13 protein-coding genes are annotated in these 14997 nt (G+C 35.4%); 1 reads left to right on the top strand and 12 read right to left on the bottom strand.

The annotated features are described in order from the left end of the window. Window positions 1-93: 93 nt before the first annotated feature. Window positions 94-213, top strand: coding sequence for a YfhE family protein (locus tag JFU54_RS18670; protein ID WP_002029627.1), 120 nt, complete (start codon window positions 94-96; stop codon window positions 211-213). A gap of 451 nt (window positions 214-664) precedes the next feature. Here the strand turns inward: JFU54_RS18670 and JFU54_RS18665 are convergent, their stop codons facing one another. From JFU54_RS18665 to nagE, 12 genes are all read right to left on the bottom strand, one after another. Continuing rightward, on the bottom strand, window positions 665-1831 hold the full coding sequence (locus JFU54_RS18665; protein ID WP_088038355.1) for a diglucosyl diacylglycerol synthase: 1167 nt from the start codon (window positions 1829-1831) through the stop codon (window positions 665-667). Between the two features lie 411 nt (window positions 1832-2242). Beyond that, window positions 2243-2974, bottom strand: coding sequence for a pyruvate formate-lyase-activating protein (pflA, locus tag JFU54_RS18660; protein ID WP_201065812.1), 732 nt, complete (start codon window positions 2972-2974; stop codon window positions 2243-2245). Between the two features lie 69 nt (window positions 2975-3043). Further along, complete coding sequence (gene pflB, locus JFU54_RS18655) at window positions 3044-5293, bottom strand: formate C-acetyltransferase (protein WP_002029623.1); 2250 nt, start codon at window positions 5291-5293, stop codon at window positions 3044-3046. A 152-nt stretch (window positions 5294-5445) separates the two neighbouring features. Beyond that, window positions 5446-5664 (bottom strand): hypothetical protein, encoded by a 219-nt coding sequence (locus tag JFU54_RS18650; RefSeq protein WP_201065806.1) that lies wholly within the window; start codon window positions 5662-5664, stop codon window positions 5446-5448. Then, window positions 5636-7180, bottom strand: a complete 1545-nt coding sequence (locus JFU54_RS18645; protein WP_201067290.1) for a glycosyltransferase family 2 protein — start codon at window positions 7178-7180, stop codon at window positions 5636-5638. Before JFU54_RS18645 ends, JFU54_RS18650 begins: the two co-directional genes overlap by 29 nt. Beyond that, complete coding sequence (locus JFU54_RS18640) at window positions 7173-8138, bottom strand: NAD-dependent epimerase/dehydratase family protein (protein WP_201065804.1); 966 nt, start codon at window positions 8136-8138, stop codon at window positions 7173-7175. Before JFU54_RS18640 ends, JFU54_RS18645 begins: the two co-directional genes overlap by 8 nt. Continuing rightward, the gene (locus JFU54_RS18635; protein ID WP_002140284.1) at window positions 8135-9379 is read right to left on the bottom strand and encodes a nucleotide sugar dehydrogenase; all 1245 of its coding nucleotides are present in this window, start codon (window positions 9377-9379) and stop codon (window positions 8135-8137) included. Before JFU54_RS18635 ends, JFU54_RS18640 begins: the two co-directional genes overlap by 4 nt. Then, window positions 9369-10916 carry a glycosyltransferase family 2 protein gene (locus tag JFU54_RS18630; protein WP_201065798.1) on the bottom strand — a complete coding sequence of 516 codons (1548 nt, stop codon included), beginning with the start codon at window positions 10914-10916 and terminating at the stop codon, window positions 9369-9371. The genes JFU54_RS18635 and JFU54_RS18630 overlap by 11 nt, the downstream gene beginning before the upstream one ends. Before the next feature lie 13 nt (window positions 10917-10929). Beyond that, the gene (locus JFU54_RS18625; RefSeq protein ID WP_002029614.1) at window positions 10930-11124 is read right to left on the bottom strand and encodes an LSm family protein; all 195 of its coding nucleotides are present in this window, start codon (window positions 11122-11124) and stop codon (window positions 10930-10932) included. 16 nt (window positions 11125-11140) lie between these two features. After that, a complete protein-coding gene (locus JFU54_RS18620) occupies window positions 11141-11542 on the bottom strand; it encodes an LSm family protein (RefSeq protein ID WP_016103463.1) in 402 nt (133 codons plus the stop codon). 340 nt (window positions 11543-11882) lie between these two features. Next, the gene (locus JFU54_RS18615; protein ID WP_201065792.1) at window positions 11883-13151 is read right to left on the bottom strand and encodes a serine hydrolase domain-containing protein; all 1269 of its coding nucleotides are present in this window, start codon (window positions 13149-13151) and stop codon (window positions 11883-11885) included. 264 nt (window positions 13152-13415) lie between these two features. Continuing rightward, the gene (nagE, locus tag JFU54_RS18610) at window positions 13416-14909 is read right to left on the bottom strand and encodes an N-acetylglucosamine-specific PTS transporter subunit IIBC (protein ID WP_002029607.1); all 1494 of its coding nucleotides are present in this window, start codon (window positions 14907-14909) and stop codon (window positions 13416-13418) included. Window positions 14910-14997 lie beyond the last annotated feature (88 nt).

Here is a 14997-nt window from a genome sequence, read left to right as displayed (position 1 = left end):
GATAATTAATCATTACTAGTTTGACATATATGTATATCACCCCATGTCTTTGGAAACGATAGATAGTGACTTTAGGACACGAGGTGATTTGTAATGGATAAAAGGAAACGTGATAAAGCAAAAAACACATTATCTAGTACACAAGAAGTTCTCTATCAGCGAGAATTTCGAAAAGCAGATCGTGCAGCGGGCTATCGCTCAAAAAGTATTTAAAGTGAAACTGAATAATTAGAAGGTTTCCCCCCTAATTATTCAGTTTCATTACATAAGATTTTCCAATGAATTAGTAAAAAAGGTTCCTTATTTATAAGGAACCTTTTTTTGTGGACAACCTTATCCACAAAAAACGTAGAATTGTGCATAAATTACAAAAGTATTTTACGAATTCATTTATTTAAATGAATTCGTAACGTGAGAATTGTGGATAATTTTCTAAAAATTGTGGATTATGTGGATATAGCTGTTAATATTCCGATTTTACTGTCTAATGAAGGCGTAATCCCTTGTGGATAAAGTGAAACTTTAATCAGTCGGAGTTTTGTTTATCCCCACTGATTATTAGCCCTCACCAATCGGGCTTTTGCGGGATAAGTTAATAATTCACGTTTATTTTTTTACAACAATAAAAAAAACCCTCTTTAAATGCTTAAAAGAGGGTTTCATATTAAGTAAAAGATTCGGCAAGAACTGGTGATTTAATAGGTATATGATTCGGCTCTGCATGATTTTCTGCCAAAATTGTATCCACAATATGACCAGCTGGCTCAGGACGATAAATACTTTTCATTGCTTCTTTCATCTGAAGAAGCTTCATATCATCTTTTAATAACGCCTCTGTTTTTGCAAAAACTTCACTATCATCACGAATTACAACTGCAGCCCCTTTTTTTTCAAAATACAACGCATTTTCATTCTCTTGTCCTGGGACAGGTTTATATAAAATGACGGGTACTTGTAATGCTGCTGCTTCGCTTAATGTAATACCACCTGGCTTCGTAATCATACAAGAAGTAACACGGAACAATTCATCAATGTTTTCAACATAACCAAATACTTTTAAAGCATCAGAACTTTGTTCCTGTAGTTCCATTAAATCCTGCTTTAAAGCTTCGTTTTTCCCACAAACGACAACTACTTGTAAGTTTGGTACTGACATAAATGACTGGCATAGCTCTTTTACACTCCCTAGCACACCATGAGCACCTGCTACAATTAGTAACATCTTTTTATCCTTACATAACTGATATTTATTATATATAATTGCTGGATTTATCTTTAGCTCAAAACTGCTACGAATCGGAATCCCTGTTTCAACAATTTGTTCTGCAGGTACACCGATATCAACCATCACTTTTTTCACATGATCGGTTGCTACAAAATAACGATCTACTTCTCGATGGATCCATATTTTATGCACGCAAAAATCCGTTAATACGTTATAAACAGGAATAGAAATACCTATTTGCTTTTTCAATTCTGGTACAGCGATGATTGGAAAGGTATTAATAACAATATCCGGTTTCTCCACCTGTAATAGCGTCTTCAAACGCTTTCTCCCAAAATTCGCATACCAAGATGCTATTTTTTTATCATAAATTTTCTCTACACCATAATAAAACAAACGATATAATTCTTTTCCTACCGTATAGCTTTTTAAATATAAATATTTTGTAATATCGGTTATAACTGGATGTGATTCTCCAAACAAGTCGCATACAATTACATCTTCGATTCCTTTTTGGCGAAATGTTTGTTCTAATGTTTTTGCCACTTGCACATGACCGTTACCGTAATGTGCAGTTAATATTAAAACCTTGGGGTTTTTTATCAAACAAATCCACTCCTAGCTTTTTGTTTCTCCATATTGCATATACGACAATAGGAAAAACATTTTCCTTAAAAACTACATACTCGGATTCTAATACTTTCCTGTTAGCTATGTATCTGTCGTGGATATGCAAAGCATATAAGATTGACCCCTTAATCCTATCTGTGCTCATATCTTTACATTATACTTTCCTATAAGAGCTTTCGCAATAACTTACAAATGTTCTATATTCCATAATACTCACTCTTTTACTTCTTAATTCTTTTTACTATTTTGATTTCCCTTTACAATTATGTAAATTTCTCCGCTTATTCTTTACAAAAATATGGATATTCCCTTTTCAGTATACTCTTTTCTAAATATATACTCTAGATTTTATTATGAAGAAACAAAAAGCCTAACCAAATGTTTAGGTTAGACTGCTTGTAAAATATGTTTTGCATGTTCAACATTTTCTTCTGTCGGTGGATTCACATCCGCAAGTGGATACTTATGTCCAAGTGCCTCCCATTTATAAACACCGAGCTTATGATATGGTAGCACTTCCACTTTCTTAACATTAGATAGACTTTGAATAAAGTTTGATAATTTTTGCAAATCCTCTTCACCATCGGTAACACCGGGAACCAATACATGTCTTACCCAAATTGGTTTCTTTATATCCGATAAATAACGAGCAAATTGTAAAATGTGTTCATTTGGTTTCCCTGTTAATTTACGATGTTTCTTTGAATCAATATGCTTCAAATCCAATAAAACTAAATCTGTATACTCCATTAAAATATCTAGCTTATTTTGGAATTCTGGTTCTTCAGAATAACAACCGCCAGAAGAATCGATTGTTGTATGGATACCAGCTTCTTTGCACTTTTTAAACAACTGGGTTAAGAAGTCTAGCTGTAATAGTGGCTCTCCACCGCTAACTGTTATACCGCCTCCAGAAGCTTCAATAAATGGAAGGTAACATGTCACATCCTGCATCACTTCTTCAACTGTTATTTCTTTACCTTTACCGATTTCCCATGTATCAACATTATGACAATATTGACAACGTAATAAACACCCTTGTGTAAATATGACATAACGAATCCCTGGGCCATCAACAGTACCACAAGACTCTACAGAATGTATTCTTCCTTTTACCATGTTACTTCCTCCTTTATTGAAACAGCCTCCCTCCGCTATATATTAAAAGCAGAGGGACACTTTTTTCACTTACATGCTTTCATGCATTGTACGGTTTATTACATCAATTTGTTGTTCACGAGTTAATTTAATAAAGTTAACAGCGTAACCAGATACACGAATTGTTAATTGTGGATATTTTTCAGGATGCTCCATTGCATCCATTAATGTTTCACGGTTAAATACGTTAATATTTAAGTGGTGTCCTTCTTTTATTGCATATCCATCAAGCATAGATACTAAGTTGCGTACTTGTACATCATCTTCTTTACCAAGTGCTTTTGGAATAATAGAGAATGTATTTGAAATACCATCTTGTGCATCTTCATATGGTAATTTAGCTACAGATAATAATGATGCTAATGCACCTTTTGTATCACGGCCATGCATTGGGTTTGCGCCCGGTGCAAATGGTTCTCCAGTACGACGTCCATCTGGAGTGTTACCAGTTTTCTTACCGTATACAACGTTAGATGTGATTGTTAAGATTGACATTGTATGAACAGAATTACGGTATGTTTTATGTTTGCGAATCTTGTTCATAAATGTTTTCACAAGATTTACTGCGATTTCATCTACACGATCATCATTGTTACCGTATTTAGGGAAATCTCCCTCAATTTCGAAATCAACTGCAATACCATTTTCATCACGAATTGGTTTTACTTGTGCATATTTAATTGCACTTAAAGAGTCTGCTACTACAGATAATCCAGCGATACCTGTTGCCATTGTACGAAGAACATTTGTATCGTGAAGTGCCATTTCAATACGTTCATAGCTATATTTATCGTGCATATAGTGAATTACATTTAATGTATTTAAGTATAGACCAGCTAACCATTCCATTGTCATATCGAATTTACGCATAACTTCTTCATAATCTAATACTTCAGAAGTAATTGGTGCGTATTCAGGACCAACTTGTGCTTTTGACTTTTCATCTTTACCACCGTTAACCGCATATAGTAATGCTTTCGCTAAGTTTGCACGTGCTCCGAAGAACTGCATTTGTTTACCAATTCTCATTGCTGATACACAACAAGCAATACCGTAGTCATCACCGTAGTCAGCACGCATAATGTCATCATTTTCGTATTGAATTGCTGATGTTTTAATAGACATTTTTGCACAGTAGTTTTTAAAGTTCTCTGGTAATTGTTTAGACCAAAGAACTGTTAAGTTTGGTTCTGGTGCTGGTCCTAAATTATCTAATGTATGCAAGAAACGGAATGAGTTTTTTGTTACTAACGGACGACCGTCTAACGCCATACCACCGATAGATTCAGTTACCCAAGTTGGATCTCCAGAGAATAGTTCATTATAATCAGGTGTTCTTGCAAATTTCACAAGACGTAATTTCATAATGAAATGGTCAACAATTTCTTGTGCTTTTTCTTCTGTTAAAGTACCATTTGCTAAATCTCTTTCAATGTAAACATCTAAGAATGTAGAGGTACGTCCAAGGCTCATTGCTGCCCCGTTTTGCTCTTTAATTGCTGCAAGATAAGCAAAGTATAACCATTGGAAGGCCTCTTGTGCATTTGTAGCTGGCTTAGAAATATCGAATCCATGAGAAGCAGCCATCTGTTTTAACTCTTGAAGTGCACGCATTTGCTCAGATAATTCTTCACGTAAACGCATTGTATCTTCGCTCATTACACCGCCAGTTAAATTATAATCCGCTTTTTTCGCTTCAATTAAATGATCTATACCATATAGCGCTACGCGGCGATAGTCACCGATAATACGTCCACGTCCATACGCATCTGGAAGACCCGTAATAACACCTGATTTACGAGCCGCTTTCATTTCTGGTGTGTATGCATCAAATACACCTTGATTATGAGTTTTACGCCAGTCTCTGAAAATCTTGCTAAGTTCTTTATCCATTTCATATCCATACGCTTCACAAGCTTGTTCTGCCATACGAATACCACCATATGGTTGTAAAGAACGTTTAAATGGTTTATCAGTTTGGAAACCGACCACTTTTTCAATATCTTTATTTAAATATCCTGGTTCATGTGATGTAATAGAAGAAACAATTTTTGTATCCATATCAAGAACGCCACCGTTTTCACGTTCCTTTGTTGTTAAATCCATTACTTGATCCCAAAGTTGTTTCGTTGCTTCAGTTGCTTCCGCTAAGAAAGAGTCTTCTCCCTCGTAAACGTTTACATTATTTAAAATGAAATCGCGAACATCAATCTCTGCTTTCCATTTTTCACCTTTAAAGTTTTCCCACGCGCTTTTTACATTTTCTAATACTTGAGTCATCCTAATCTCCTCCATTTTTGATTAGTACAGGACTACGTTTTTTTATATAACAGCTTACACACTTAGAATACTACTTTTTTTCGGAAGTGGACGAAATAGTTGTGACATGTTTGTGAAATGTTGAGCAAACTACTACATACATAGTGTTAACCTCACATAAAACTCTTTAGAATTAACCCTTTCTTTAATTGTATTTTTTTGGTATTCTTATATACGAGTCCTATTTTGTAATATAAGAACGATACCCATTGTAGAGCTGTAATACTCTTATCTCCTAATCTGTTATAGTTTTTATAACAGAGCAAAAAAGTGTACATACGTTGTACACTTTTTTTGTTACCACTATAAAACATCTCTTTTTCTATTTCCATCGTAAAATCCACCACGACTGTTTGTTAATGCAATTAATTGCTCTAATCCTTCTATATGATCACCAATAATTCGAAGGACAGCTGGAGGATGACCTATTTTTGCGAAATGTTCACTGGGACGAATACGGTTCATCTTATCAACATCGACACGACTTACACAAGCGATTTCAAAACCTGAAAGTACAGCTTTAACTTGTGCTACACAAGGTGACAATAATGATTTATACCCTATTTCCTTCAAACAAGTACGACTAAACGCATTAGGTACAGCAATAAGAGAGCCTACTCCTAGATCTTTTCTATCACAAGCTAAATTTAATGCATATTTAAATGCTGTTACAAGATGAAGTGGTACTCTCAAATCTAAATAATGATTTAAATCATTTAATGCGACATCCGTTCCATCTGCAATAGCTTTTGCAAAGGGATATAGCTCACTAGCTGGAATAACAAAATCACCGTCTATAAATAAAACAATTTCTCCTTTTGCAAAATAAGTTCCAAGCGAACGCCCCACATCGTTTCCAAGTGCTTCTTTATACACAATTGTTGTTGCTCCCTTGTCTTTTGCAATTGTTGCCGTTTTATCGGACGAACCATTTACAACAACGATGATTTCAAAAGGTTCAATTTTGCGAAGCTCTTCTATAACGTTTCCAATTGTTTTCTCTTCATTTTGTACAGGAATAATTACCGATAATTGCTCTCCTTTATACAAATTAGATGTAACGCCCCATCCTTGATAAAAATCTTCAAAATTTAGAGTATGATAGACACTCTCTCTTTTCCTATTTCCATCATAATATCCTCCGCGCCCATCGCTGCCTAATATCCGCTCTGCTACAGCTTCTATATGATCACCTATCATTCGTTTTTCAGATTGAGAAAGATCCGTGCCATATGCAGCATGCTCGAATGGACGAAATTTATTTGGCGTAATAACGTCAATTGCACAATGACGACTAATTCTCCATTTACTTTGTGCTAGGCGTAGATGAGCCACAATAGGATTAACAAAACATTCGTCTCCAATACTTTGCACAAATTCCTTCGTCAGCGCATGAGGTACAGATAATAAAGAATCAATTTTTAATTCTTCACGCTCTAACATTGCATTTAATATCTGGCGCCATACTGTCACGGAGTGCGGTTTTTGTTTCTTTAAAAATAATGCGTCCAAATTATTTAAAACGATGTCCGCCTGATCATGTAAAATCGGATTAAGGAATAATTGTAATTTTGAAGTTTGAATAGCAAAATCTCCATCTACAAACAGTAATACATCACCTATCGCATGTTTTGCACCAACTGCGCGTCCAACGTCGTTACCAAGTGACTCTTTATGCTGGATTACTGTACATCCTAAGCTCTCAGCAATCGCTTCTGTACCATCATTACAACCATTTGCTACTACAATAATCTCTACTGGATTCAATGGTTTTACCGATTGAACCACATCTGAAATCGTATCCACTTCATTACATACGGGAATAATAACTGATAACGACTTAGCCATTGTTTTCTTCACGAAACCATTTAATAGTTTCTTTCAATCCTTGTTCCCACGTTACTTTCGCTTGAAACTGAACGAGTTCTCTTAATTTCGTTACGTCTGGTCTTCTATTTGGAATCTCTTCAAATCCATGTGGATATACTTCCTCAAATGGAACGTGCACAATTTTGGAAATAGACTTCGTTAATTTTTTTATATCTTCCGCTACTATCCTTATATTTTTTTCATTCTCAGAACCTATATTAATAATTTCACCATTTACCTTCTCATCCATTGCACGAATTGTTGCCTCGACCGCATCACTTACATACGTAAAGCAGCGTGTCTGCTTTCCATCTCCATACACGAGAATATCGTCACCTTGCAAAGCCGCACGAATAAATCGTGGAATTACTCCTGCGTACGGACCATCTTTCGCTCTTGGACCATAAATATTAAAATAACGAACAATCGTTACAGGTAAACCTTCTAATGCGTACCCTAAACATAATGTTTCCTCTAACGTTTTACAAATTGCATAACTCCAACGTATTTTGGAAGTTGCACCGTATAAACGATCTCCTTCTTCAGAGAATGGCGGCTCTCCCTTTCCATATACTTCAGAAGTAGATGCAAATACTACTTTCTTCTTCCCTTTTAACGCTGCTTGTAAAATATTTCTCGTTCCATCGAAATTTGTTTCAATAAGCTCTACACTTTTTTCCATTGTAGTTTTGACTCCCAAAATTGCAGCTAAATGAAACACCACATCATGTTGATTCACTAATTCATAAATTGAATTTTTATCTAAAACGCTTATTGGAATAACCCGGAGCTCTTTCATTAACTCATTATGATATTTATTTTTTCCTTTATAGAAGTTATCCACAATAGTAACTTCATAACCTCTTTTCACCAACTCTTCAGCTAAATGCGAACCAATAAATCCTGCTCCACCTGTAATTAAACATTTTTCACTCATACACTCACCTTCTTTACGATTCCACGTGTATCTATTAATCGCTCAATCCCTTTAAAAAGATTCCAATCGATGCTAGAGTGATCCGTTACAATTAAAATACAATTTGCTTGTTTAATTCTTTGTTCATCTAATGGAACAGATTGATATAGTGTATCTCCAATTTTCGCTGTAGAAATATACGGATCATGATATTCTATCTTGTATCCTTCTTTTATTAATAATTGAATAATTGGCAACGCCGGTGATTCTCTCAAATCATTTACATCTTTCTTATATGCAATCCCTACTATTAAAACCGTTGCGGGTGATTGCACCACACCTTTTACTTTCCCGATTATTTTCGCTGGCATTTCTTCATTAATTACATGTGCTGCCTCAATTAATTGACTAATTGCTCCAGCCTTTCTTATTCTCCATTGAAAATATAAAGGATCTACCGGAATACAGTGTCCTCCTATTCCTGGTCCTGGCCAATACGGAGTAAATCCAAACGGTTTTGTAGATGCCGCTTCAAGCACCTCATAAAAATTAATATTCAAACTTTCACAAAGTATATTTAACTCATTTACTAATGAAATATTAACTAAGCGCTGAATGTTTTCAAATAGCTTACACATCTCCGCTACTTTCGGAGAACTAACTGGAACAACTACATCAAATATAGTGCTATACAAATCCTGTACTTTTTGTTTACACTGCTCGGTTTGTCCACTAATAACTTTTGGAATTGTTTCAACTGAATACTGGCTATTCGCTGGATCAATTCGCTCTGGAGAATACCCAATATAATAATCTTCTCCTACCTTTTTACCTGTTTGAGAAATAATAGGAATGATAACTTCCTCCAGTGTACCTGGATATGTGGAGCTTTCAAAAATGAAGGTTTGTCCTTCTTGAAGGTGTTGTTGTATATAATGGGAGGCTGAAACGAGTGCACTTAAATCGGGTTCTTTATTCTCATTAATTGGCGTAGGCACAGTCACAATAACATACTCACTATTTTGGAACTCCGCAAAACCTTTATCTGGTGTATTTACTATTAATTTTCTCTCGTTCAATAAATTTTGTAATACGTTAGAAGAAACATCAGGAATATAACTTTCTCCTTTAATTATTGATTCTATCTTCCTATTATCTTTATCTAATCCAAGTACAGCATGTCCTCTTTCTGCAAAAAGGACCGCTAAAGGAAGGCCAACATATCCTAATCCAATAATGGTTACTTTACTACTAGCATTCATCTATATTCTCTTCTTCCCTTCTCAATTGTAGTATTATATCTCTATCCCTTTCTCCGTCTGTAAAACTCCCGCGCCCATTCGTATGTTGTAATAAATAAGCAATCGCCTCAAGCTGATCACCGAAAATACGATCGAATGCAGGAATTCTTCCATTTACAAACCCATGTTGCTCTGGACGTACTCGATTTGTTTTTATAACATCTACAAATTCCACTGCTGTAATAGAGCATTCTTCTAAAATAGCTTTCATTTGAGCTAATGGTGGAATGATAAGGGAATCATATCCAATTTTCTCTATTACCTTTTTATGCATAGCATGTGGCACTGCCGTTAATGAGTTGTTCCATAAATCTGGTCGTTTCGCTACCAAATTCACGAAATATTTCCCCATACTAATTGGATCTGCCGGGTGAAACATATCTAACAAACATTGCAAATCATTTAACGCCACATCATTTCCGTCTTCAATAGCATGCAAAAATGGAATTAGCTTTTTTGCCGGAATAGCAAAATCACCATCAACAAATAAACAAATATCTGCCGTAGCATGCATAGCCCCTATCGCTCGTGCTACATTATGTCCAAGTGCCTTCGCGAATTCAACTACAATAACATTCTCTAGCTTTGCTTGTTTAATTGTCTCGGTATCTGCTCCATTCGCAACAACTATAATTTCATCTACACCTGCCTTTTTCACTTCCTGTATGACAGATCTTATAGTCATTTTTTCTTCTGATACGGGTATAATAGCACTGTATTTCGCTTTTTCCTTTTGTAATAAAACTGGTTTATACTTCCCTATAAACTCTCTATCCCTGTTTCCCTCCGAAAAACCGCCACGTTTACCATATGTTTCGATTACGTATTGCAAAGCACACAAATGATCACCCATAATACGACTAGTCGCATTCGGATAAGGAGAACCAGGTGATGTACCCGTATGCACAGGACGAACCTTATTCGTATGAATTACATCGACCGAAGCCATATCGGCAATATCTACTCCTCTAGACATCGCCATCGCTTGAAATAGTGCTGGATCTGCTAAATTCCACCACCCAAGATTCTCAATAACATCCCGATTCATCGCATGTGGAATTGCGATTAAAGAACCAACAACAAGCTCTTTTTTATTCAAATAACGATTCAACATGAATTTTCCAACTGTCGTATAGTGTGGTCTCATCTTTAAATAAACAGACCATGTTAAATTATTCACAACAATTTGATGCCCTTGCTGAACTCCTTTCACGAAACGTTGTAGCTCTTTACTCTCAATAACGATGTCACCATCTAAAAATAATACAATTTCACCTTTTGCTTCTCTAGCTCCAATTGCCCTTCCTACATCATTACCAAGAGAATGTTTATAATAAATTACATGGCAACTATGCTGTAATGCGACTTCATTCGTTCCATCTGTCGATCCATTATCTACTACAATAATTTCATACGGCTTCAGCTTCTCCACTTCTACTAAAACTTGTGATAAAGTACTTGCTTCATTATGCGCTGGAATAACAACTGATATTCTCATACTTGTATCACTCTTACCCTTCCAAGCGAACATAAGCAATAATAGGAATACGCACAAGTACATCTTCAGGTGGTCCATAAGAAGGAGATGTACGAACACTTACTGCCCCGTCCGTAACAGATAAAAGAATACCTGCAACAATTTCGACCGCTGTCACAACTTGCACTAATTCACCAACATGGTTACGCAATTCATCAGTAAATAACATATATAAGTCTCCTTTCTTACACTTCTTTCATTGATATAATACTTGTAAATGGTAATAAAACTTCAGTTCCTATTCCTTCTTGCAGCGTTAAGAAATCGTCACCAACTGCTACAATAACACCTGTTAACTGTCCAACTGTCACAGTAATTTCTACGTTTTTACCTAAATATTGCTTTGCAATTTCCTTAAAAGGTGATGTATTGCATTCTTTTAAAATGTTACAAATAATAGATTGAAATTGACTTGATTCTATAAACTCTTCCGTAGCTTGCTTAGAATTTCTTTGAATAAATCTCGCAAAGTTTTGTGAAAATAAAAGTCGTTCCACAGCAGGCAGTAACTTGTCATCTAAAAAATAGCCTAATTGTCTATTAAACAGTCTGGATAATTTATGCCAATATTTTCTGAACAGACACATATGCTTCTCCTCCTATTATTTTTAAAGTATAAAAATTTACATCCATACATCTTAATTTATACAAAGCAGACTTTTTTTGTGATAGGTAAGGCATACATTTTCTAAAAGAAATAATTGTTTCAGAGCATAAAAAAAGATCGATAGTTTCCCATCTATCTTTATATATATATTAATTTTCAATTGTCACAATGGCAGCTACACCGTAATACACAAAATTCGTTTCGCATTGCGTGCATTATGCTTATGTATACTCATAAACCTCCCATTTTCCATTTATTTCATCATCGAACCGCACATATATTTCCTCAATACAAAAAAGACTATCCAAAAAGATAGCCTCTTACACTTCAATATTCCGCAACATCGTATAAATGTCGTTATTCACTTTACCAAATGATTTAATATTATTTTGAATGTTAGATAATAAAACCACATATACACTACCATTTTTACTAAAACCATTTAAGCAATTCCAACCTGGCATTACACCGTGATTTGAATAGCTTCCTGGATCTACATACCAGCCAAATCCATAATCCTTTTTCACGGCTGTAAACATTTGACTATAACTCTCTTTTGAAATTAATTTTCCAGAAAAGAGTGCTTCATTAAATAAATATAAATCATGCGCGCTCGTATATATATCACCACAACCATATAGTTGTGACATGCTTGGAATATTAGGTGTTGTCATATTGTTATTCACTATTTTATAACCCGTTGATGGGAATCTTGTTTGTTCCAACGCTGTACCGAAACCAGAATGTTTCATACCCGCAGTCGCAAAAATATGTTGTTTTATATATTCTTCGAGCGACTGTCCACTTACCTTCTCAGCAATGTAAGCAAGTATAGAGTAGTTCGAATCGGAATACTTCCATTTCTCTCCTGGACTCCCGATACGCTTTTGATTTCCTATCCGCTTTATCAGTTCTTCATGAGAAATATCCTCTTTTCCCTGCTCATATTCCGGAATGCCTGATGTATGTGTTAATAGATGTTTTAACTGAATGCTATTACCTTGAGGAAAGTCTGGAATATACTTTGCAACTGTATCCTCTACTTGTAACTTATTTTGATCTTTTAATTGCATAATAGCAGTCGCCACAAATGCTTTTGAAATAGAACCAATATAAAAGGTCGTCTCTGAATTATTCGGCACTTGCTTCTCTTTATTAGCCATGCCGTATCCTTTATTCACAAGAACTTTCCCATTCTTCACAATAACAGCTGTCCCACTAAATCCCATGCTCTGTAAATATTGATCCAATTGAGCGTTTTCATTAATTTCTTGAGGCGGTCCCTCAGCAGGTTTCTCTATAACTTGCGCCTGTTTTATCTGTTTTATCTGTTTTATCTGTTCTTCCTGTTCTTTTTGTTTTCTTTGTTTTTCAGCTTCTTGCCTTTTCACTTCTTCTATCTTTTTTATCTCTTCTTGCTTCTTCATTTCTGCTGCTGCTTTTAAAGTTTCCTCTTTTTTATTATGCGCAACAATTTTTGTATACATGAAATATACAAGTGAAAATAGTAGGGCGAGAATGATTGTTCTTTTTATGTATACAATCGGACGACGTACTTTCCCATTAACAGTATTTTTTTCCTGATCCATGATTACCTTTTTCCCCTTATTTACCGATAATTTAATTCATCTACACAAGACTTTCTCCAAATCATTTCAGTAGATTATAGACATTCCATTCTATGTCATCCCTACTTTATCATGCGCTGAACATATTACCAACCTATATGTATAAAAAAGAAAAAGAAAATTTACAAAAGTAAGATTCCCTTTAAAATTTCAACATAATAAAAGAGGATATCCTGTAAAAGACTGGTGTTATCAATCTTTTTGGATATCCTCTTATCTAACTATTTATACGTGTTTTTTCATATCATCGGCAACAGATTCAACATTTGTACCTACGATAACTTGTACACTTGTGTTACTTAATTTCATAACGCCTTTTGCACCTGCGCGTTTTAATGCTGGTTCATTTACTAAACCTGCATCTTTCACTTGTAAGCGTAAACGCGTTGCACAGTTATCAATAACTGTTAAGTTTTCTTTTCCGCCTAAAGCTGCTACGTAAGTTTCACCAATTGAACCTGCAACTGGTGCATCACCCTCTTCAGCTAACTCATCGTCATCTTCACGACCAGGAGTTTTTAAGTCGAACTTCTTAATTAAGAAGTAGAATACTGCGAAGTAAATTGCTGCGTAAATTAAACCGATTCCTGCTAGTAACACTGGTTTTGTTGCAATACCGAAGTTTAAAACGTAATCGATTGCACCGGCACTAAATGAGAAACCATCATGAATGCCAAGTGTTGTTGTAATGAATAAAGAAAGACCTGTTAATACTGCATGAATACCATATAGTACTGGAGATAAGAACATGAATGAGAATTCAATTGGTTCTGTAATACCAGTTAAGAATGAAGTTAATGCTAGGCCACCTAACATACCTGTAACCATTTTACGTTTTTCTGGTTTCGCAGCCGCAATCATTGCGAAACATGCTGCCGGTAAACCGAACATCATGATTGGGAAGAAACCAGTCATAAACATACCTGCTGATGGATCTTTTGCGAAGAAGCGTGCAATATCACCATGAACGATATCACCAGCTGCGTTTGTAAAGTCACCAAGTACAAACCAGAAGTATGTATTCATTACGTGGTGTAAACCGATTGGAATTAATAAACGGTTTAATAATCCGAATAAACCAGCACCAACTGAACCTAAGTTTACGATACCGTGCGCTACTGAATCAATACCACTTTGAATTGTTGGCCAAATTTGACCGAATACTAATCCTAAAAGAAGCATTACAATTGAAGTAATGATTGGTACGAAACGTTTTCCAGCAAAGAATCCTAACCATTCTGGTAGTTTAATCTTATGGAATTTGTTGTATAGTAATCCAGCAACAACCCCAGCAATAATACCACCGAGTATGGCCATATTTATTTTTGGCGTTAACGCCGCTGCTTTTGAAACTTTTGTCATTGTATCTGCTAATTTAGTTGGATCTGCTGAACCGACTAAATCCTGAACACTTTTTAATTTATCATTCAGCTCTGCTGCTGAATATGCCTTACTTAGAGCGTTCGTTGTATTTTGTAAAACAAGATATCCAATTGCCCCAGCAAGTCCTGCTGCTCCACTACCATCAATAGACAAACCGATTGCAACACCAATTGCAAAAATAAGTGCTAAATTATCAAAAATTGCTGCACCGGCCTGTGCCATAACAGGAATATTAAATACATCTTCTTGTCCTAAACGAAGCAATAATCCTGCTGCTGGTAGTACGGCGATTGGAAGCATTAACGCTTTACCAATACGTTGTAGAAACTGCAACATTTTAATTCCCCCTATCAAATTTATGAAATCGTTATCATTATAAGTACGCTTTAGAAAACGCTTTCTATTTACATAACCATAATAACAT

The organism is Bacillus sp. TH19 (genome assembly GCF_016651075.1).
Classification (GTDB): Bacteria; Bacillota; Bacilli; order Bacillales; family Bacillaceae_G; genus Bacillus_A; species Bacillus_A mycoides.
This window is presented reverse-complemented; position numbering and strand designations above follow the sequence as displayed.